A 19,652-nucleotide genomic window follows, 5' to 3' on the forward strand; every position below is an offset into this window, starting at 1 on the left:
AGGTATATCTCCGCTGTTTGGTGCTGCGGGCAGGGGGCACCCTCCCCCGCACCCTCCCCCCCCCCCCCCCCCCCCCCCCCCCCCCCCCCCCCCCCACCGCCGCGTACGGCGCGGCGGTCGGTGACGCGAAGGCCTGCGCCGGAAGGCGGACCGGCGCCTCGTCGTGCACGCTGATCCGCAGTCCGTGCTCGGCCGTCAGCACCCGTAGCAAGATCTCCGCCGACCGGGGTGTGCGCACGTGGGAGCTGGTGACCGCCTCCGAGGTGAGGAGGACGGCGGTGTCGAGCAGCGGTGCGAGCGGGGTGTGCCGCAGCACCGCCCGGACGAAGTCGCGGGCGAGCTTGGGGGCGGTGGGTCTGCTCGGCGCCGCCAGCAGGAACGGGCGGGCGCCCGCCGCGACGCGGACGGGTGTCCGGGCGGCGGCTGCGGTGTGGGGGTGCACAGGTGTCTCCCTCCCCGGAGGGCCGAGTGAGCGCCGATTGCCACGCTGTGTGGGAACTCCGTGACACACCGTAAGTCACGGTGCGTGGCGTGTGCCACCCGCACTTGCGGATCCTTGACATCCCGGCATCGGGCCCCGGGGCACGGTGGGTGGTCCTCGACGGGGCCGGTGGCTAGATTCGATGCATGGCGGACACCGTGCGGGAGATCGAGCGGAAGTACGAGGCCGACGACGACATTCAACTGCCCGACCTGACCGGCGTCGACCCGGTCGCGAGCGTGGCGGAGCAGGGCACCGAGGCCCTGGACGCCCTCTATTACGACACCGCCGACCAGCGCCTCGCCGCGGACGGCATCACCCTGCGGCGGCGCACCGGCGGCAGGGACGCCGGCTGGCATCTGAAGCTGCCGGTCGCGCCCGGGGTGCGCGACGAGGTGCGGGCGCCGCTGTCCGATACGCCGCCGGCGGAGCTGACCGCGCTCGTACGGTCACGGGTGCTGGACCGCGAACTGACCCCCGTCGTGCGGCTGCGGACCCGGCGCACGGTCCTGGTGCTGCACGACGCCGCGGGCGCGCCGCTCGCCGAGGTGGCCCAGGACGAGGTGCGGGCGCACCGGGCGGGCGGGGCCGCGGAGGCGGGCCACGCGCCCGCGGAGGTGCGCTGGCGGGAGATCGAGGTGGAGCTGGCCGGGGACGGCGGCGAGGACACCGGGCTGCTGGACGAGATCGGCCGGGCGCTGGCCGCCGCGGGGGCGCGCCCCGCCTCCTCGGCGTCGAAGCTGGCGAGGGCGCTGGCCGAGACGGGTCAGCGGCCCGCCCGGCCCCGGAAGGGCGGCGCCAAGGGCTCCGGCAAGGACGCGGGCAAGGGCACCGGCAAGAAGAGCAAGAAGGGCGAGAAGGGCAGCACCGCCGGCGACGTCGTGCTGCGCTACGTCCGCGAGCAGGTGCAAACGATCGTCGCACTCGATCCGGGGGTACGGCGCGACCTGCCCGACGCGGTGCACCAGATGCGGGTCGCCACGCGCCGGCTGCGCAGCGCCTTCCGCTCGTACACCAAGGTCCTCGACCGTGCCGCCACGGAGCCGATCGGCGTCGAACTCAAGTGGCTGGCAGCGGAGTTGGGGGTGGACCGGGACCGCGAGGTGCTGACCGATCGGCTGCACGGCGCGCTGGCCGAGGTGCCGCGCACGCTACGGCTCGGCCCGGTCGCGGCCCGGCTGCGCATCTGGTCGCAGCGGCGCAGGGTCGGCGCGCGCAGGCAGCTGCTCGCCGTACTGGACGGTGACCGCTACCTCTCGCTCCTGAAGACCCTCGACGCCCTCCTGGAGGCGCCGCCCCTGCGCCGGGCCGCCGCCGGCCCCGCGCCCGAAGTGGTGGCCCGGGCCGTGCTGAAGGACTACCGGCGGCTGTCGCGCCGTGTGGAGGCCGCGCTGGCCGCCCCCGCCGGGCAGGGGAGGGACGAGGCGCTGCACCGCGCCCGCAAGGCGGCCAAGCGCACCCGGTACGCGGCCGAGGCGGCCCGCCCGGCGCTGGGCCGCCCGGCGAAGAAGTTCGCCAAGCGCACCAAGCGGCTGCAGCAGCTGCTGGGCGACCACCAGGACAGCGTGGTGGCTCGCGGCGCCCTGCGGGAGTTGGCGACCCAGGCGCAGCGCGCCGGCGAGGGCGCCTTCACCTTCGGGCTGCTCTACGGCCGCGAGGAGGCCCTGGCCGCCGACCGGGAGCGGGAGCTGCCGGAGGTGTGGGCGAAGGTCTCGCGCCCCAAGCACCGGGCCGCGCTCCGGCCGTGACGTCCCCCTCACAGGATGCGTACGGGACCCTCTGACCTGCGGGAAGCGACGCGTCATGGGTTTGCCGCCGGGCACGTTAGGCTTGAGGGTCACCCCTGCCCGCTGATGAAAGATCACCACGATGCCTGTCGAGTCGGTCTTCCCGCGCCTGGAAGCCCTCCTCCCGCACGTGCAGAAGCCCATCCAGTACGTCGGCGGCGAGCTGAACTCCACCGTCAAGGACTGGGACTCCTGTGACGTCCGCTGGTCGCTCATGTACCCGGACGCGTACGAGGTCGGCCTGCCCAACCAGGGCGTCATGATCCTCTACGAGGTCCTCAACGAGCGGGAGGGCGTGCTGGCCGAGCGCACGTACAGCGTCTGGCCGGACCTCGAAGCGCTGATGCGCGAGCACGACGTCCCGCAGTTCACCGTCGACGCGCACCGCCCGGTGAGCGCCTTCGACGTGCTCGGCGTCTCCTTCTCCACCGAGCTCGGCTACACCAACCTGCTCACCGCCCTGGACCTCTCGGGCATCCCCCTGGAGGCCAAGGACCGCACCGAGGACCACCCGCTGATCCTCGCCGGCGGCCACGCCGCCTTCAACCCCGAGCCGATCGCGGACTTCCTGGACTGCGCGGTGGTCGGCGACGGCGAGCAGGCCGTGCTGGAGATCACCGAGATCATCCGCGCCTGGAAGAACGAGGGCCGGCCGGGCGGGCGCGACGAGCTCCTCTTCCGCCTCGCGAAGACCGGCAGCGTCTACGTCCCCAAGTTCTACGACGTCGAGTACCTCGCCGACGGCCGCATCTCCCGTGTCGTGCCGAACCGCTCCGGCGTCCCGTGGCGGGTGTCCAAGCACACCGTCATGGACCTGGACGAGTGGCCCTACCCCAAGCAGCCCCTCGTCCCCCTGGCCGAGACCGTCCACGAGCGGATGTCGGTCGAGATCTTCCGTGGCTGCACCCGCGGCTGCCGCTTCTGCCAGGCCGGCATGATCACGCGCCCCGTGCGGGAGCGAAGCATCACCGGCATCGGCGAGATGGTGGACAAGGGCCTGAAGGCCACGGGATTCGAGGAGGTCGGCCTGCTGTCGCTGTCCTCCGCGGACCACACCGAGATCGGCGACATCGCCAAGGGGCTCGCCGACCGGTACGAGGAAGACAAGATCGGTCTGTCGCTGCCGTCGACCCGCGTCGACGCCTTCAACATCGATCTTGCCAACGAGCTGACGCGCAACGGCCGTCGCTCGGGTCTGACCTTCGCGCCGGAGGGCGGCAGCGAGCGGATCCGCAAGGTCATCAACAAGATGGTCTCGGAAGAGGACCTGATCCGTACGGTCTCCACGGCCTACGGCAACGGCTGGCGGCAGGTGAAGCTGTACTTCATGTGCGGTCTGCCGACCGAGACCGACGAGGACGTGCTGCAGATCGGCGACATGGCGGTCAACGTCATCGCCGAGGGCCGCAAGGTCTCCGGTCAGAACGACATCCGCTGCACGGTCTCCATCGGCGGCTTCGTCCCCAAGCCGCACACGCCGTTCCAGTGGGCGCCGCAGCTGTCGGCGGAGGAGACGGACGCCCGTCTCGAAAAGCTCCGCGACAAGATCCGCGGCGACAAGAAGTACGGCCGCTCCATCGGCTTCCGCTACCACGACGGCAAGCCCGGCATCGTCGAGGGCCTGCTCTCGCGCGGTGACCGCCGCGTCGGTGCGGTCATCCGCGCCGTCTACGAGGGCGGCGGCCGCTTCGACGGCTGGCGCGAGCACTTCTCCTACGACCGCTGGATGAAGGCCGCGGAGGAGACGCTGCCCGCGTTCGGCGTGGACGTCGCCTGGTACACGACGCGCGAGCGGACCTACGAGGAGGTCCTGCCCTGGGACCACCTGGACTCCGGTCTGGACAAGGACTGGCTCTGGGAGGACTGGCAGGACGCCCTGGACGAGACCGAGGTCGAGGACTGCCGCTGGACCCCGTGCTTCGACTGCGGTGTCTGCCCGCAGTTCGACACATGGCCACAACTGAGCGACAGCGGTAAGAAGATGCTGCCGCTGACCGTGAAGAAGCCCGCGACCAGCGGGAACGGTCAGTGACGTGAGCGATGCCTTACGGCGGATCGCTGACGCTGTGACTGATGTCACAGAAAGTGAGATGGTCGACGCGCTGAGCGCGCTTGGTGTCGTCTCGGAGCGTCGGCGATCCGTAGCGGCAGAGGCGCCCAGAACGCCTCTGCCGACGCAGGGAGGCCCCTCGAACGTCCACTCCGAGGTGGAGTGGGTCTGAGGGGCCTTCGGGGCGTCTTGGGGCTTCTGGCGGTTGTCAGGGTGTCCGCGCCCCGGTTCGCGGGTGTCGTGGTCTCACTCGCCCTTCGGCGGCTGTCCGTGCTCCAGGTACGCGGGGTGCGCCTCGGCTCGGGCTGTGATCGCTGCCTTGACACGGCGCGCGAGTCGGGGGATCAGCAGTTCATCCAGGTCGCCGGCGGGGTGGAACTCAGCGGCTAGCAGCTCGTCGGGCGCGAGCTTGATCCCGGCCAGTTCTTCCGGGGACAGCTGCCCACCATCGAAGACATACAGGACCTTGTCGCCCTCGGCCTCGCTCGGAGCCCAGTCGATGACCAGTAGCGGCCCGATGCCTGGAGTGATGCCGAGCTCCTCCTCGACCTCCCGTCGGCAGGCGGCCAAAGGGGACTCTCCGCGCTCGATGTACCCGCCCGGGATCTCCCACTTCGGCTTATAGGAGGGCTTGACCAGCAGGACGTTGTCCTGGCTGTCGAAGAAGAGCGCGCCCGCCGCCATCCGAGGGGTAGCCATGCGCCGTTCCTGCTCGTTCTCGGTCATGAAACGACCCTACCGGGCCACTCATGGGCGCCTCGGAGCTGCCTTATCACCTGTCATCGTTGTGGACATCGTGTGACACTCGGTTGGGCAGAGCGATGGGAGGGGCGGCCATGCGCGGCATGACTGATCATCTTGGGTTCGGCAAGCGCGTGAAGTTCTACCGCAAGCGCCGGGGGCTGCATCAGTGGCAGCTCGGTGAGCTGCTGGACCGGTCCGAAGACTGGGTGTACCGGGTCGAGTCGGGCCGGATTCCCGTGAACAACGTCAAGATGCTGGGCGACCTTGCCGATGCGCTGCGCGTGCACATCGAAGATCTTCAGGGCGCCCCGGCCTTGTTGGAGGACCAGGACGGTTTCGCGGGAAGTGTGCCGGCCATCCGGTCGGCCCTGATGCAGTCGCGACGGCTGGCCGGTTCGTTGTTCGACGACAGGGAGCCCCTGCGCCTGGAACGGCTCTCCGTAGAGGTCAACGATGCCTGGGAGCTGTACCAGTCGTCTCAGTTCGCCAGGCTGGCCGAGCGGTTGCCGGAACTGTTGGCGGACGCCCGGCTGGCGGCACATGAGTCGAGGGCAGGCACTGAGAGGTCCCGGGCACTGCGGCTGTTTGCGCTGACATGCCATGTGGCGGCGGCACTGCTCCAGAAGCTGGGCGAGACGAACCTCGCGTGGACTGCGGTGGACCAGGGCGACATCGCGGCCGTCGAGTCGGGGGACCCTGCGGTGATGCTGGCTCTGCGGCGGGGAATCGCGCACGTGCAGCTGGGGGCGGGCATGGCGCCGGACGCGGTGAACGGCACGTTGGACACCGCCGATGACCTTGATTCCGGTTGGTGGGAGTCCTCGCCTGTGGCGCTGTCGTTGTACGGGACGCTGTTCCTCAACGGCTCTGTCGCGGCTGCCCGCATGCGGAACCGTACCCTGACCGATTTCATGATCGAAAAGGCTCAGGAAGCGGCCGATCGGCTCGGTGCCGACGGCAACGAGATGTGGACTTCCTTCGGGCCGGCGAACGTGGAGATTCACCGGCTGGCCACAGCGCTGGAATTCGAGGACATCCAGCTGGCCGTCGAGATAGCGCCCCGGGTCCGGGCAGTCGGTCTGCCAGTGGAGCGGCGGGCTCGGCTGCGCCTGGACGTTGCTCGGGCCTACGGGGAGGCGGGGCAGACCGACGACGCGGTCGATCACCTCAAGCGGGCTTATACGACGGCTCCGGAGCAGATCCGGGTTCACGAGTTCGCCCGCGACCTGGCGCGGCGGCTGCATCGTCGTACACAGCGGCGGGATGCACAGCAACTCGCTCTGGCTCTCGGGGCAATCGAGTAGCAGCAGACCGAGCAGGAACGTGGGCGGACCCGGAATTTTCTTCCGGGTCCGCCCTTGGTTTGGGGCCTACCGTCACGGCTCGATATCCCGCGAGCGTCTGGAGAGCGACAAGTGACGGTGAAAGACGCAGTGTTAGCTACCCCGGGCGACGAGGCGTTTGCCGAGCATCCGCCGGTAGTCAGTCGCTGGACTCGTCATCCACGCTGCGTTGGCCTGGCGCGTGCCGAGTTAAGAGCAGTGCTGCCTAGATGGGAACTGACAGAGATTTCGGACACTGTCCTCATCGTGCTGTCTGAGCTGCTAACCAACGCTGTGCGCCACGCTCGTGTTTCCCCGGGCCGGGAGATCGAGACCCGGTACTACCGCAAGACGAACGGCATTCGCATCGAGGTGCACGACGCCTCCGACCTCCGGCCGCAGATGCGTCCGGCGGGCATAGAGGGTGGCCGGGGCATGGCCGTCGTCAGCGAACTGGCTGACATTTGGGGCGTGTCCCCTCGTGACGGTGTCGGGAAGTCGGTGTGGGCGGTCCTCACCATTCCTGGCAGGGGCGACGCGTGATGGCGCGGGTACGGGCGGCGAAGGTACGGCGCGGCGATGTGGTGACCATCTGGGGCTGGTCACGAGAGGTCGATGCTGTCCGCACGGGCAGGCGTGCGTCGGGGCGTCCCGCCGTAGTGCTGATCTTCAAGGAAGGGTCGCCTCTACGGGTCGACGCACAGGACGCACTTGAGGTCTCCCGCGATAGGCGGCGGGTTCGATGATGACGGCGAAGTCTCTCTGGCACCCCGCGGATTGGGTACTGCAGCTCGATACGACGGAGAGCAGGCCCATGTTCGAAATGGCCTGTATGCGGTGCGACGCGATCTCGGATACCAAGCTGTCCCCGGAGGGTCCGCAAGTCTGGGCGCTCAAGCACGCAGGCCACACGGGTCATGACCTGTTTCAAGCCGTGAATACCAGCTTCTTTCGGGCCGTGCCGAAGGCGGTGCGGCAGTGATCACCGATTCCCTGCCCGTTCGAGGGCCGCCAGCCCCTCGGTAGCACAGCGGAGACATGTCACCGGACCACCCCATCACCTTGCCGGGCAGGGGTGGTCCGGCTAGGAATCCCTGTTCAGGACCCTGGTGCCGATGGTACCGGGGCTGTTGCCGTGCGTGGCGGCCCTGAGTGATCAGTGTTCTGCCAGCGAGCGGGGAAGGGGCTTCAAGCGCATGTACAACTCGGGGGACGCAGGGTTCGAGGGGGAGCAGTTCGACCCTGGGTCAGCGGTCTGGGTGCGCGGCGTGGACTACGTGGCGGGCTGGGAGGATGCGTCAGTCGCCGGAGCGGAGTTGGCGGAGGCGCTGCAGGCCGTTGGTATGGATACCGCTGACGTGACCGTACGACCGCACGCTGGACCGGATGGCTCGGGAGTGGTGCGCATGGCGCTCCCCGCGACTGCCGTTCGCGAGGTGGCGGCGTTGGTACGGGCCGCAGCTAGAGCTGACTGATCCGCAGCCGCCAGCGAACTTATCAGGATGAGAGCTTGCCTCTCGATCGACTGTGTCGCATGCTTGTAGCTCATTAGGACGAGTGTCGTGCTGATGTGAACGTTCACGCTCGTTGCCAAGCATGCAAAGGGAGTTGAGATGAAGTCTGTTCCGAAGCGTCTGCGGTCGGCCCTGGTCGTCGGTGCGGTGACGGTGGCGGGTCTCGCTGTTGGAGCGTCCAGCGCGTCTGCCGCTCCGGCACCAGAGATGAAGCCGCCGCAGGCAAGGTCTGGGGTGGGGGCCGGCTCGCAGGCGACCGTGGCCGTCAACGGCCTGCGCCTGCGGTCGGAGCCAAGCTTCAGCGGCCACACGAGAGGGCTGCTGTTCGGCGGCGACCAAGTCTTCATACGAACGACATTCGCGCCCTCGTACAACCCCAACTGGGTGGGTGTGGTGTTGACGCAGCGCAGTGCCGGTGGCCTGCCCTATCTGACGCGCGGGTACGTCTGGAAGGGGTATCTGTCGTAACCCCCTGAGCGTGATCGTGTGGCCCTCCTCCGTCTCGGCGGTGGAGGGCCACACGCGAATTCCCAAATACCTTCCGGGCGGTCTCTTTCCAGTAGGTGAAGTGGAGGAGGGGTCCAATTCCAGTGAGTGGAATTCGCGGAGGTAGCTCAACGGCAAATGATGGACGCAACTTGCCTGGGCTGATTAGCTGTTCGCTCGTCCACGGTGCGACCGGGCGATTGGGAGCTGAGCGACAACCGGGGGTGCATGGCCGTGAACGCGGCAGAACGTTGGAACCATGAGGACGACGAAGATGCCAGCCTGATGTGGGTGCGTGGCGGCGACTACCTCACTGGCTTGCAGGATGCGGTCGACGCGGTTACCGAATTCAACGCAGCCGCGATCGAGGCTGGCCTGGGTGATGATCTTCGGGCGACTCCGCACGCGGGGCCGTTGGGTGACGGCATGGCATGGCTGCGCCCCGGGGCCTTGCGGGAGGTGACGCGGGTGATTCGGGACGCGAAATGCGAGTGCAGGAGGGCTGCATAGCGGTGTCGCTGACCTGTAGCCGCAACGGTAGTGGGCTGGTTCCCTGGTCGTGGGGGGCGGGGTCCGGAGGAGCCCCCCACGAGGTTCCGCGCGGCGCAACGCGCCTCACCAGCCCGTCACGCCGCGGGTACGGCGTTGAAGAGGTCCACGGTGCCGCACGGCGCGGGCAACGACCGTGCGCGGCACTGCCGGATCGGCCCGTAGGGGCGATGTCCCAATGAACAAGCAAGCGCTAAAAAATAGCCGGCCGTGGCAGCAATCCAGATTGGAGTTTCAGGTGGGGTTAGGTCGAGATCTTAAAACTCGGCAGGGCAGTGAGGTGCACATCGAAGAGGATGCCCGGGGAGTCCGGTGGGTTGTCTGTGCGGGCTGCCGCAAACGGATGATTGTTACCGGCTTCGGTTCGCCCCGATCGAAAGCCGAGCGTCACGCGCGAACGTGCCGCCGCTGAGGAGAGGGTGCACGGTCCGTCGCGCTCCGCCCGTCATCGGGAGCCCTGCGGACATGGGAAGGCCCCCGCCGGCTGTTGTCGGTGGGGGCTTCGCACGTCGCGGGCGAGACTCGGCGACAGGGCGGTGGGCGTCCGGACGGGACCGGCCGAAGGCCGCATGCCCGGCCGGTGCGCCCGGCCGCCCGGCGCGCCTGCGGCGCGCCCTTGAGTAAGTGAAGAAGATTTACACCGATCAACTCGCTGCCCGGCGGGGGCGCTTGGCCGCTGTCCGCTCGGAGGCGATTTGGTAGACGGGTCGGGAGCGGGCAGCGGAAGCGCGCAGCTCCTCGCAGATCAGCGGGCGGTCATCGTTGCCGTAGGTGACGCGGTAGGTGATCAGGATCGGGCTCGCATCCGACAGCCCCAAGGCCTCGCGCTCATCCGGGAGAGGGGTCCGCGCGGTCACCGACTCCTCCCACCGAAGTTCGTGACCAGCCTCGCTGAGGTGTGCGTAGATCTCGGGAAGGGGGGCGTCGGGCGCATCGGCCAGTGCCGGGACCTCGGATGCCACAGACAGGGGGATGATGACCCGCTGCGCGAGGCGTGCGCCTGTGTCTGAGGTCAGCAGGTGGTCGGCGCTGAACGCATCGTCGGCGTCCTCCTCAGGGCGCCCCAACAGTCCGGCGTACTCACCGATGAGGTGGATCCGGGTGACGACGGGCTCTTCCGTCTCCGCCATCTCTGGGACGCTGTAGCGCTTCCCGGTTCGCCCGATGGTTCGCGGAAGGGCGGACGCTAGCCGGGCCTGCGGGCGCACGAACGAACCTCGCCCGTGGTGGCTCTCGACCAGTCCCAGGGTCCGCAGTTCTGCAACGGCACTTCGTGCTGTGGGCCGGCTGATGCCAAAGCGCTCCATCAGCTCGGTTTCACTTGGCAGCTTGCTGCCGGGCTCGTACTTCCCTGTCTTGATCTCTTGGGCAAGTCGGTCAGCGACCTGCATGTAGATCGGACTGGGACGAATCAGATCGTCCGGCATTGAGAGCCCTTTCTCGGCGTCGGACTGTCAGTGGTATCTGGTATGGGCGTCAGTCTGTCACTCGTCAGCATAAGGGGTTGCCTTCCACCGTCAAGATGCCGCATGCTCAACTCATTAGGACGAGAGGCGGCCTGATGAGTGGCTCGTCTGCGTCCCAACAGAGGAGGCACATCCCTATGAAGTCCATGCCCATCGATGTGGAACGACTCGGCAACTGCCTGTGCGTCATACCGCCGGAACCGCGCGTGAACCCCGATACCGGAGAGGTGCGCAAGGACCGGGACGGAAACTCGTTGTACGTCGTCGGCGTGGCGGTCCGCCAAAGGGACCGGCGGCGCGCGGACGTGATCGAAGTAGCTGTTCCGTCAGAGCCGCGCGGCGTCTCGCAGGGGACCCCGGTGCTGATCGCCGACCTCGTAGCAACGGCCTGGTCCATCGGCGACCGGTCGGGTATCTCCTTCCGCGCATCCGGGATCACACCGGCTGGTCCACCTGGTGCTCCGGCAGCCGGCGCACCGGCCACCCGTGGCAAGTCCGGCGGTGATGCCTGATGGCAAAGGAAGACGTGGACGCGAAGGACGTCTTGCGGCTGATGACGCATCTCAAGGTACTCGGGGGTCTGACGCCACTGTTGGACACGGTCGTGGACCTACCCACGGTCAAGTGGCTCCTGGGCCTGGCGGCCCAGAACGCTGAACTCGCCACCTTCCACGCCCGGATGGTGCTGGCCGATCTGGAGCGCGAACGGGAGGCGGGCAGGTAATGGCGGGCTCGTTGATCGTGTGGATGGCATCGGCACTGCTGATCCTCGGTGTGGTGACACAGCGCTGGTGGGACCCATGGCTGGCGAGAATGGGGCTCAATCGGCATGCGGTGCCCTGGCGCTGGTATCTCGTCGGCTTCCCGGCCACAGCTGTTCGGATGCGGTGGCGATGGAAGCAAGTCTGTCTGCTGAACAATCTGTCGATCAGCCGGAAACCTAACCGGGCCGTGGTCGGTGACCTGGCGGTCACAGGTACTGCCCTGAGGCCGATTGCCCCGAGTCTCGGCCTCCCCCGCATGACAAAGACTGGCCTGGTCGTCCGGGTGCGCCTGAATCCGGGCCAGACTCCACAGCCGTTCCATGCTGCGGCTGAGGCACTGGAGCACGCATGGCACGTGCACCGCGTCCGTATCAGCTCACCGCGGCGTGGAGAACTGATCATCACGGTCACTGCCGGCGATTCCCTGCAGGGCAAGGACGCTGACCTGGACAAGGCGCCGGAGCGGTTGTTGGCCGCCCGGATCGGCTGGATTGAGGACGGTGGCTCCTGGACGCTGGATCTTCGGCGAGTACCTCACTGGCTGGTGGTCGGTGCCACGCAGTCCGGCAAGTCCACGCTGTTGAGGGCCCTGGTGTGCCGTCTGGCTCCGCAGCCGGTAGCCCTGGTCGGCGTCGACTGCAAGGGCGGCATGGAACTGGGTTTGTTCGAGTCGCGCCTGTCGGCTCTGGCGCACGATCGCCCCTCGGCTATCCGCCTCCTCGACGCCCTGGTGGACGAGATGCAAAACCGGATGGCGGCCTGCCGGGCGGTCCGAGCGCGCTCCGTATGGGAACTGCCCGACTCCGAGCGGCCGGTCCCGGTCGTGGTCCTGGTCGATGAGATCGCCGAGCTGTATCTCTCCGATGGTTCCCGGCAAGGGCGCGACGAATCGACGCAGTGCTCCACCCTCCTACTGAGGATCGCGCAGCTCGGGGCCGCGCTGGCGGTACACCTGGTGGTCGCCGGTCAGCGCGTCGGATCCGACCTGGGCCCCGGCGTTACTGCCCTTCGGGCCCAGCTCGGTGGCCGAGTCGTACACCGAGTGAATGACGCTGCATCGGCCGAGATGGCGCTCGGTGACCTGTCGCCGGACGCGATCACGGTTTCCCAGTCGATCACCCCGGACGAACAAGGCGTCGCCGTCACGACGGTGGGAGCCCGGTGGATGCGCGCACGGTCGACCTTCGTCACCACGGATGAGGCCCGTTCAGCCGCTGACACCTACGCCGACCGGGCTCCAGACCTTCCCGCCCTGGCGGACGCCGTATCGGGAGGAAAGCAGCTGTGACACAGAACCAGATCTACGGCACCGCGGTGTTCACAGCGATCATCGTCTTCATGCTTGTCCGGTCGGGCGAGGTGCGCTGGTGGCAGGCATTCAGCGCCAGCCTGCTGGGCTTTTCCCTCGCACTGACGCCCGTGGGCAACATGATCATCTGGGCATACAGCCTCGTTGCAGGACTCTTCGGATGAGGGTCACCGGATTCCTCAAGTTCATGGCAGTGGTCATCTTCATCGGCGTTCTGATCGGGACGCTCAGCAAAGGAAGCTGACCAGCGACGACACCGGTAGGCGAAAGCTGGCGTCGGCCTGTCGCGGCCACGGCCCCGGCGGCCGGCGCCTTCCGGTCAGAGCGCCACCTCAACTGCTCCACAAGGTGATTCTCCTCCGGGCTGTGTCCCGCGAAAGGTCCTCTCCATGCGTCACCTGATCACCTCGGGAAACCCGTTCCTGGACGAGGATGCGCGACGCGCAACCCTCGCACGGGATCAGCGCATGCGGTCTCTGTCCGATACTGAACGCGACCTCGTCCGCCTGGTCGCTGACCCCGGCTTCAATCGTTGGCTGGACCAGATTCGCAACGTGGGCGGCTGTGCTCATCCGATCTACCTCTCTGGCCATACCACTGTGCGCGATAGGGCATCGGGCGAGATCCTGCGGCACTACGACACCGCGGACGAGCCTGGCGGGCGGCTAGCCGTGCGCTGCCGAAACCGCCGGGAGACACGCTGCGCTCCCTGCTCCTACCAGCACTCTGGAGATACGTTTCATCTGGTCCGCTCCGGCCTCTCGGGCGGCAAAGGCACTCCCGACCTCGTCCGCGATCATCCACGGCTGTTCGTCACTCTCACGGCGCCCTCCTTCGGGACGGTGCACCACATCACAGGTACTGGTAAGCCGTGCCTGCCGCGCCGCGACGGAGGGAACTGTGAGCATGGACGCTCGGTTGGCTGCGGCCTCGTCCATAGCGCCGGAGACCCGCTACTGGGACAGCCGCTCTGTGCAGCCTGCTACGACTACACCGGCCACGTCCTGTGGCACGCACATGCAGGACTGCTGTGGAACCGATTCTGCGACGGAGTACGGCGTGCACTGGCCAGGTCGGTAGGGATCGCTCAGAGCCGGCTGCGGGACCACGCCCGGCTCTCCTTCGCCAAGGTCGCTGAATACCAGCAGCGCGGTGCCGTGCACTTTCATGCAGTGATCCGCCTCGACGGCCCGACCGGTCCTGACGAATCTCCGCCCTCCTGGGCCAGCGCTGATGTCCTGCAGTCGACCGTGCTTGAGGCTGTGGACGCGGTGACGGTTTCCGTTCCGTACTCGGAGGCCCTTGGTGAACAGGTCGTGGGGTGGGGCGACGAACTGGACGTGCACGAGATCAGGGCGTTCGGTGATGGCTCACCGGTGACCGACGACAGGGTTGCGGCCTACGTCGCGAAGTACGTCGGCAAATCGGTCTCCGAGGCCGGCGGCTCCGATCGTCCGATCACCTCGGCCGCTGAGATCCCGTACGCGGCCGCCAACCCCCACATGCGGGCACTCATGGGTACGTGCTGGCGCCTCGGCGGGCTGGCCGAATTGGAATCACTGAGGCTGCGGGCGTGGGCTCACACGCTCGGCTACCGGGGTCACGTCCTTACCAAGTCTCGCCGCTACTCCACCACGTACGCCGCGCTTCGTGCCGACCGCGCCGACTTCCTACGCGGCGACGAAACCGACCTGGGACTGGACACCGTCACGGATTCGACCTGGCGCTACGTCGGCTCCGGTCACACTCCCGGCGCTGCTCTCGTCGCCGCCGGCATAGCCGAAGACCTTGCGCAGACCCGAGAGCTCTACGCGGAGGCGAGAAGGGGGGAGCGCAGTGGAGCCATCAGCGGCTGTACCTGAGCTTGTGGCTGCTGCTTCGCGCTCGTCCTTGCCTCGCCCCAGGAGCCCCGGAGCAACGACCATGATCGAAAGCGAGATCGTCATCGTGGACGATGAGGGCGCTGAAGAGGTGTTCGATCCTTCGAAGTGGTTCGAATAGGAAGAGAGCCGCCTCCCCAGATCGGGAGGCGGCTCTTGCGCTAGAAAGCTTCCGCGAAGTCGTCCTCTTTGAGGACCAGGCGCTCGCGCACATCCTTCGGGACCAGCAGCTTCATGTGGATGTGAGGCGCGCGGACGCCCTTCACCTTGGTTCGTTTGATGCGGCACTTCACACCGACCCGGAGGAGGTCGGCCTCCATGGCCTCTATGCCGCCTTCCTGCCAGCGCTCGCGGAACGTCTTTCCGTTGTGCACGGCGACCCAGCGGTCTTGCGTCGTCTCGGGATCGATCGCCTCAAGGTCGGCCATCATCTTGTCCAGCGTCTTTTCGGCCTGCTCACGGGTGAAGCGAGTCTTCCTGTACCGGCCTCCCGGCTCCAGCTCCTTCATGTAGTAGGAGATGGACTCTTCCAGCCGCTTCACCTCCTTACGGGCTTCGGCACCCTTGGCGTACTCGCGCGTCATCACCGGGAAATCCCCGAGGACACGCAGCACGTCTTCCACCAGCTTGGTGTCGATGTCGTCGGGGTTGGGCGCACCAAGCCCGCCGCTCTTGCATTTCTGGCAACGGAGGTACTTGTACGTCCCATACCTGTTGTTCGTGTTCTGCACGGTCATGCTCGTCTCGCAGTCATCACAGATCTTGACGCCGCGGAACTTGGTGGCTCCCCCTGGCTGGCGCCTGGGCTGGTCCTTTCCGTTGCCGTCGAGTACCGCTTGGAGGCTGTAGAACTCCTCCTCCGTGAAGACGCCCTCGGCGACCCTGATCGGCTTGCCGTCCTTTCCCATGACCAGCTTCGACCGACGTTTGCCGCCGTCCTTGTCCACCTCGACCCGGTATCCCATGAGCGCGGGGTTCCTGAGCCGGCGGAGCAGAGTAGTGGGGGTCAGGCTCGGCTCACACAGCCCGGAGCGAACGAGCACCCTGACCAGGCGCCCGGCAGAGGCGCCCTTCGCTCTCATGGCTGCCCTGCGGCACCAGTGCAAGGCGCGGTAGGCGTCCTTATTTATACGGAGGACAACCTTTCCGTTCTCGTCCACGTCGGTGACGTAGCCGTAGGCGGGCTTGCCCACCAGCCACTCGCTCTGTGTCTTGGTGTAGTCCCACAGGCTTGCCACCCGAGTACTGGTGTTGGCGGCCTCGATCTCAGCGATGCCGCCGATGATCGTGACCATGATCTTCCCGGCCGTGGTGGTCAGGTCGATGGAGTCGTGCTTGGAGACGAGGTTCTTCCCGTACTTCAGGCTCCAATCGATCATGGTGCTGAGGTCCGAGAGTCGTCGTACGAAGCGGTCGAGCTTCCAGAAGAGAAGTACGTCGAACTCCGGCGCCCGGTTGTTGAGCCAGTCTCCGAGCTGCTTGCGCTTCCACGGCGGGACCTTGGTGGCCGAGACGTTCAGATCGCTGGCGACGCCGACCACGCGCCATCCGCGCTCGCGAGCCAGCAGCCGCAGATCGAGTTCCTGTCGAACCGGCGACGTCGTGTCGTCAGTGAGGACGGACAGCCGCACGGACAACAGAGCTCGCGGGGCGTCGTCCGGCAACTGGGCTTCTGCCTTCTTCAGCTCCTCAAGGAGCGCGAGGTCTGCCTCGGTCCACTCGGTCTCGACGGTCAGCTGCTTCGGATCGCCTGCGGCGCGCGTCCTGGTTCGTTTCCCCATGCCAGAGACGGTAGGGCTGGATTTAGGGCTGTGTCTATATGGCCCCAGATGGACACCGAGATCCAGATCGGCCCCACGGGCAAGAAGCTGCTGCCCCTGTCGGTCGTCAAGTAGCGCCGCGCTCACGCGCCTTCGGCCCGGCCCCGCACCTCGCGGTGGCCGGGCCGTTGCGTGTTCACGGACAATGCGGAGTGGGAACGGCACCGCAGGGAAGCGAACGAGGGGGAAGTCCGTATGGGGGCCATCGACGGGGGACGGCGGGACGGTCACGACGCCGTGTCGCTCGACAAGGACCGGCGCGCGCCGGACCGCTACGAGCCGGGGGAGGGGTGCCTGACCACGGTGGTCCGCATCCCGGTGCGGATCGTGGTGCTGGTGCTCGTGGTGCCGGTGCGACTGGTGTGGGACGCCCTGGTGGTCTGCGCCAAGGCCGTCGACCGCGCGCTGCTGCGCCCTTGCGGCCGCGGCCTGGCGTGGCTGTGGCGCACCCTCGTCGTCACCCCGCTGGCCTGGTCGGGACGCACCCTCGTCGTCGCCCCGCTGGCGTGGCTGTGGCGGTGTGTGATCGCGCCCTTGGGGCTGGGGACCACGGCCGCGGTGGCGTGGCTGGTGCGGTACCTGATCGTGGTGCCGGTGCAGTGGCTGTACGCGTATATGGTGGCGCCGGTGGGGCGGGGGTTCGCGGCGGCTGTGGTGTGGCTGGTGCGGTATCTGGTCGTGGTGCCGGTGCAGTGGCTGTATACCTACGTACTCACGCCCATCGGGCAGGGAATCGCCTGGTTGGTACGGGCGTTGGGCGTGGGTGCGGTGTGGTGCGGCAAGGCATTGTTCGTCTGGCCGTGGGTGGCGTTGTGGCGGTATGTGGTGGCGCCGGTGGGGCGGGGGATCGCGGCCGCGGTGGTGTGGCTGGTGCGGTATCTGGTCGTGGTGCCGGTGCAGTGGCTGTATACGTACGTACTCACGCCCATCGGACAGGGAATCGCCTGGTTGGTACGGGTGTTGGGCGTGGGTGCGGTGTGGTGCGGCAAGGCGTTGTTCGTCTGGCCGTGGGTGGCGTTGTGGCGGTATGTGGTGGCGCCGGTGGGTCGGGGGTTCGCGGCCGCGGTGGTGTGGCTGGTGCGGTATCTGGTCGTGGTGCCGGCCCAGTGGCTGTACACGTACCTGCTGACGCCCGCCGGGCACGGCGTCGCCTGGCTGGTCCGGGGCGTCGGTACGGCCGTCGCCGCGCTCGTTCGATGGATCCTGGTGGTGCCCGCCGTCGCCCTTTGGCGGTACGTGCTGCAGCCGGTGGGGCGGGCGCTGGTGGCCGCGGTAACCGTGGTCTGCCGGGAGATCGGGGACGCGCTCGGGCACTGCTGGCGGGCCGCCGGGTACGTCTCCCGCGCCGTCGGCCGGTTCCTCGGCCGGCTGCTGCGGTGGATCTTCGTCGAGCCGCTGCGCTGGACGTACCGCACGGTGCTGACGCCGCTCGGGCACGGCATCCGCGACGGCGTCTGGCGCCCGGTCCGGCAGGCCCTGCGCGATGCCGGGCGGGCCACCCGCCAGGCGCTGGGTGCCGTACGGGAGTCCGTGCGGCAGACCCGCAGGGAGATCAGGCGCGCCCTGTTCGGCGGGCCCGCGGAGCCGCGGCCGGCCGAGACCGTACCGCCCCGCCGGGAACCGGGGGCTCCCGGGACACGTACTCTTGGTAGCAGTACGACCGCACTCACGAAGGACTGAGCGACACTGGGCAAGCGACAGCCCGAAGGCCCGCCGCCCGCACCGGCGGTGCAGCGCATCCGACTGCGCTACACCAAGCGCGGCCGCCTCCGGTTCACCAGCCACCGCGACTTCCAGCGCGCTTTCGAGCGGGCGCTGCGCCGCGCCGAGGTCCCGATGGCCTACTCGGCGGGCTTCACCCCGCACCCCAAGGTGTCGTACGCCAACGCCGCCCCCACCGGCACCGGCAGCGAGGCCGAGTATCTGGAGATCCAGCTCGCCGAGCGGCGCGATCCGCATCAGCTCCGCGAACTGCTCGACGAGTCGCTGCCGGCCGGCCTCGATGTGATCGACTCCGTCGAGGCGCACACCAGCGGGCTGGCCGACCGGCTGCAGGCCTCGGTGTGGGAGATCCGGCTCGACGGGGTCGCCCCCGAGGAGGCCCGGCGCGCCGTGGAGGCGTTCCTCGCCGCCGACGAGGTGCTGGTCGAGCGCCGCACGAAGAACGGCATGCGGACGTTCGACGCACGGGCCGCGGTGGCGCGGCTGGAAGCAGCCGGTCACGAGGGCGATAGGCCTGACGGCAATGCCTGTGCGATACTGCGGCTGGTTGTTCGGCATGTGACACCCGCCGTTCGACCCGACGACGTCCTGTCCGGCCTCCGAGCTACGGCCGACCTGGCGCCGCCGGTCCCCGCTGCGGTGACCAGGCTGGCGCAGGGGCTGCTCGATGAGGAGGCCGGCGCGGTGACTGACCCGCTAGCGCCCGACCGCGACGCTGCCACGGCCGCCCCTAACACGGCCGCCGCGCAGAGTGCCGCGAAGGCGCCGAGTGGGGCCTCCCCGGGAGCCGGGGAAGGTACTGCGTAGGACCGCCGTCGTCGCGTCGCCGATCAGCCAGGGAGCCACCCCGGTCCGGCAGACGCACTGACCAGGAGACTTTCGCCGGTCCCCGCCCACGGGGCCCGGCGAGCGAGACGACAGCTCCCGTGCGGCGCCCACGCCCCGGACTGGCGGGACCGCGCTCATCGCGCGGACCGCTACCGGAACCAGGCGCGGCGCCCGGGAGCGTGACGGGAGAACCGCCCGCATGCTCGAGCCCAATGAGCCCACCGAATCCACGCCGTCCCAGGACCGTGGTATCGAGGACAACCACTCACCCAGCGACACGCTGCCGCCGCGCCGTAGGCGCCGTGCGGCTTCCCGGCCGGCCGGTCCGCCGGCGGGCGGGGGCGCCGCCGAGAGCGCGGTGCTGAGCACCGAGACCGCCGCCGCGCCCGCCGATCCGGCCCCCGCCGAGGAGGCCGCCGCGGCCGCGGTCACCACCGGGGACGCGGCCAAGCCGGCCCGTACGCGCCGCCGCGCCACCCGCAAGGCCACCGCCCCGGCCGGGGCCCCGCAGCCGGCCGCCGCCGAGGAGACCCCGGCCCCCGCCGAGGCGCCCGCTGCCGCCGCCGAGGCGCCCGCGGAGGCTGCCCGGGCCGAGGCCCCGCAGACCGAGGACGCCGCACCGCGCCGGGCCACCCGTAAGGCCACCGCGCCTGCCGGTGCGCCGCAGACCGAGGCCGCCGCGGAGCCGGTGGTGGCCGAGGCGTCCGCGCCGGCCGTGCCGGTTGTCGAGGAGGAGGCCCCGGCGCCGGTCGCCGAGGAGGCCAAGCCCGCCCGTACGCGCCGCCGCGCCACCCGTAAGGCCACCGCGCCTGCCGGTGCGCCGCAGACCGAGATCGCCGCGGAGCCGGTGGTGGCCGAGGCGTCCGCGCCGGCCGTGCCGGTTGTCGAGGAGGAGGCCCCGGCGCCGGTCGCCGAGGAGGCCAAGCCCGC

17 protein-coding genes and 1 pseudogene are annotated in these 19,652 nt (G+C 68.8%); 15 read left to right on the plus strand and 3 right to left on the minus strand.

Annotated features, from left to right (window positions below):
* The first annotated feature begins 627 nt into the window (after nt 1-627).
* Nucleotides 628-2,229 (plus strand): CYTH and CHAD domain-containing protein, encoded by a 1,602-nt coding sequence (locus ACZ5XZ_RS14935; RefSeq protein WP_468977826.1) that lies wholly within the window; start codon nt 628-630, stop codon nt 2,227-2,229.
* A 121-nt stretch (nt 2,230-2,350) separates the two neighbouring features.
* Nucleotides 2,351-4,300: a TIGR03960 family B12-binding radical SAM protein gene (locus tag ACZ5XZ_RS14940; protein ID WP_468977828.1), complete on the plus strand. Its 1,950-nt coding sequence runs from the start codon at nt 2,351-2,353 to the stop codon at nt 4,298-4,300.
* Between the two features lie 264 nt (nt 4,301-4,564).
* Here ACZ5XZ_RS14940 and ACZ5XZ_RS14945 read toward each other — a convergent pair whose 3' ends face one another.
* The gene (locus ACZ5XZ_RS14945) at nt 4,565-5,044 is read right to left on the minus strand and encodes an NUDIX domain-containing protein (RefSeq protein ID WP_468977829.1); all 480 of its coding nucleotides are present in this window, start codon (nt 5,042-5,044) and stop codon (nt 4,565-4,567) included.
* 110 nt (nt 5,045-5,154) lie between these two features.
* On the opposite strand from ACZ5XZ_RS14945, the gene ACZ5XZ_RS14950 reads away from it, so the two are divergent.
* The 5 genes from ACZ5XZ_RS14950 (at nt 5,155) to ACZ5XZ_RS14970 (ending at nt 8,894) form a co-directional block, all read left to right on the plus strand.
* A complete protein-coding gene (locus ACZ5XZ_RS14950) occupies nt 5,155-6,366 on the plus strand; it encodes a helix-turn-helix domain-containing protein (protein ID WP_468977831.1) in 1,212 nt (403 codons plus the stop codon).
* A gap of 111 nt (nt 6,367-6,477) precedes the next feature.
* Nucleotides 6,478-6,927: an ATP-binding protein gene (locus ACZ5XZ_RS14955; protein WP_468977832.1), complete on the plus strand. Its 450-nt coding sequence runs from the start codon at nt 6,478-6,480 to the stop codon at nt 6,925-6,927.
* A gap of 202 nt (nt 6,928-7,129) precedes the next feature.
* Nucleotides 7,130-7,366, plus strand: coding sequence for a DUF7848 domain-containing protein (locus ACZ5XZ_RS14960; protein ID WP_468977876.1), 237 nt, complete (start codon nt 7,130-7,132; stop codon nt 7,364-7,366).
* Nucleotides 7,367-7,997: 631 nt separating this feature from the next.
* Nucleotides 7,998-8,366 carry a hypothetical protein gene (locus ACZ5XZ_RS14965; RefSeq protein ID WP_468977834.1) on the plus strand — a complete coding sequence of 123 codons (369 nt, stop codon included), beginning with the start codon at nt 7,998-8,000 and terminating at the stop codon, nt 8,364-8,366.
* A gap of 252 nt (nt 8,367-8,618) precedes the next feature.
* Nucleotides 8,619-8,894 carry a hypothetical protein gene (locus ACZ5XZ_RS14970; RefSeq protein ID WP_468977837.1) on the plus strand — a complete coding sequence of 92 codons (276 nt, stop codon included), beginning with the start codon at nt 8,619-8,621 and terminating at the stop codon, nt 8,892-8,894.
* Between the two features lie 683 nt (nt 8,895-9,577).
* On the opposite strand, the gene ACZ5XZ_RS14975 is transcribed toward ACZ5XZ_RS14970, so the two are convergent.
* Nucleotides 9,578-10,360, minus strand: a complete 783-nt coding sequence (locus tag ACZ5XZ_RS14975) for a GntR family transcriptional regulator (protein ID WP_468977838.1) — start codon at nt 10,358-10,360, stop codon at nt 9,578-9,580.
* Nucleotides 10,361-10,536: 176 nt separating this feature from the next.
* On the opposite strand from ACZ5XZ_RS14975, the gene ACZ5XZ_RS14980 reads away from it, so the two are divergent.
* The 5 genes from ACZ5XZ_RS14980 to ACZ5XZ_RS15000 all read left to right on the plus strand — a co-directional run bounded on the left by ACZ5XZ_RS14980 (nt 10,537) and on the right by ACZ5XZ_RS15000 (nt 14,334).
* Nucleotides 10,537-10,911 (plus strand): SCO3933 family regulatory protein, encoded by a 375-nt coding sequence (locus ACZ5XZ_RS14980; RefSeq protein ID WP_468977840.1) that lies wholly within the window; start codon nt 10,537-10,539, stop codon nt 10,909-10,911.
* Complete coding sequence (locus tag ACZ5XZ_RS14985) at nt 10,911-11,123, plus strand: hypothetical protein (protein WP_468977843.1); 213 nt, start codon at nt 10,911-10,913, stop codon at nt 11,121-11,123. Before ACZ5XZ_RS14980 ends, ACZ5XZ_RS14985 begins: the two co-directional genes overlap by 1 nt.
* 23 nt (nt 11,124-11,146) lie before the next feature.
* Nucleotides 11,147-12,451: an FtsK/SpoIIIE domain-containing protein gene (locus tag ACZ5XZ_RS14990; protein ID WP_468977844.1), complete on the plus strand. Its 1,305-nt coding sequence runs from the start codon at nt 11,147-11,149 to the stop codon at nt 12,449-12,451.
* Entirely contained in the window at nt 12,448-12,636 is a 189-nt protein-coding gene (locus ACZ5XZ_RS14995) for a hypothetical protein (RefSeq protein WP_468977845.1), read from the plus strand. The genes ACZ5XZ_RS14990 and ACZ5XZ_RS14995 overlap by 4 nt, the downstream gene beginning before the upstream one ends.
* Before the next feature lie 303 nt (nt 12,637-12,939).
* Nucleotides 12,940-14,334 (plus strand): replication initiator, encoded by a 1,395-nt coding sequence (locus tag ACZ5XZ_RS15000; RefSeq protein WP_468977878.1) that lies wholly within the window; start codon nt 12,940-12,942, stop codon nt 14,332-14,334.
* 179 nt (nt 14,335-14,513) lie between these two features.
* On the opposite strand, the gene ACZ5XZ_RS15005 is transcribed toward ACZ5XZ_RS15000, so the two are convergent.
* Complete coding sequence (locus ACZ5XZ_RS15005) at nt 14,514-16,133, minus strand: recombinase family protein (protein WP_468977847.1); 1,620 nt, start codon at nt 16,131-16,133, stop codon at nt 14,514-14,516.
* Nucleotides 16,134-16,367: 234 nt separating this feature from the next.
* Between ACZ5XZ_RS15005 and ACZ5XZ_RS15010 the strand changes: the two genes are divergently transcribed.
* The 3 genes and pseudogenes from ACZ5XZ_RS15010 to ACZ5XZ_RS15020 all read left to right on the plus strand — a co-directional run.
* A complete protein-coding gene (locus ACZ5XZ_RS15010; RefSeq protein ID WP_468977849.1) occupies nt 16,368-17,852 on the plus strand; it encodes a hypothetical protein in 1,485 nt (494 codons plus the stop codon).
* A 48-nt stretch (nt 17,853-17,900) separates the two neighbouring features.
* The gene (locus ACZ5XZ_RS15015) at nt 17,901-18,701 is read left to right on the plus strand and encodes a TIGR03936 family radical SAM-associated protein (RefSeq protein ID WP_468977851.1); all 801 of its coding nucleotides are present in this window, start codon (nt 17,901-17,903) and stop codon (nt 18,699-18,701) included.
* Between the two features lie 220 nt (nt 18,702-18,921).
* Nucleotides 18,922-19,652, plus strand: a pseudogene (locus ACZ5XZ_RS15020) (Rne/Rng family ribonuclease); the annotation flags it as partial.

Source organism: Streptomyces sp. NPDC033270, from assembly GCF_055576575.1.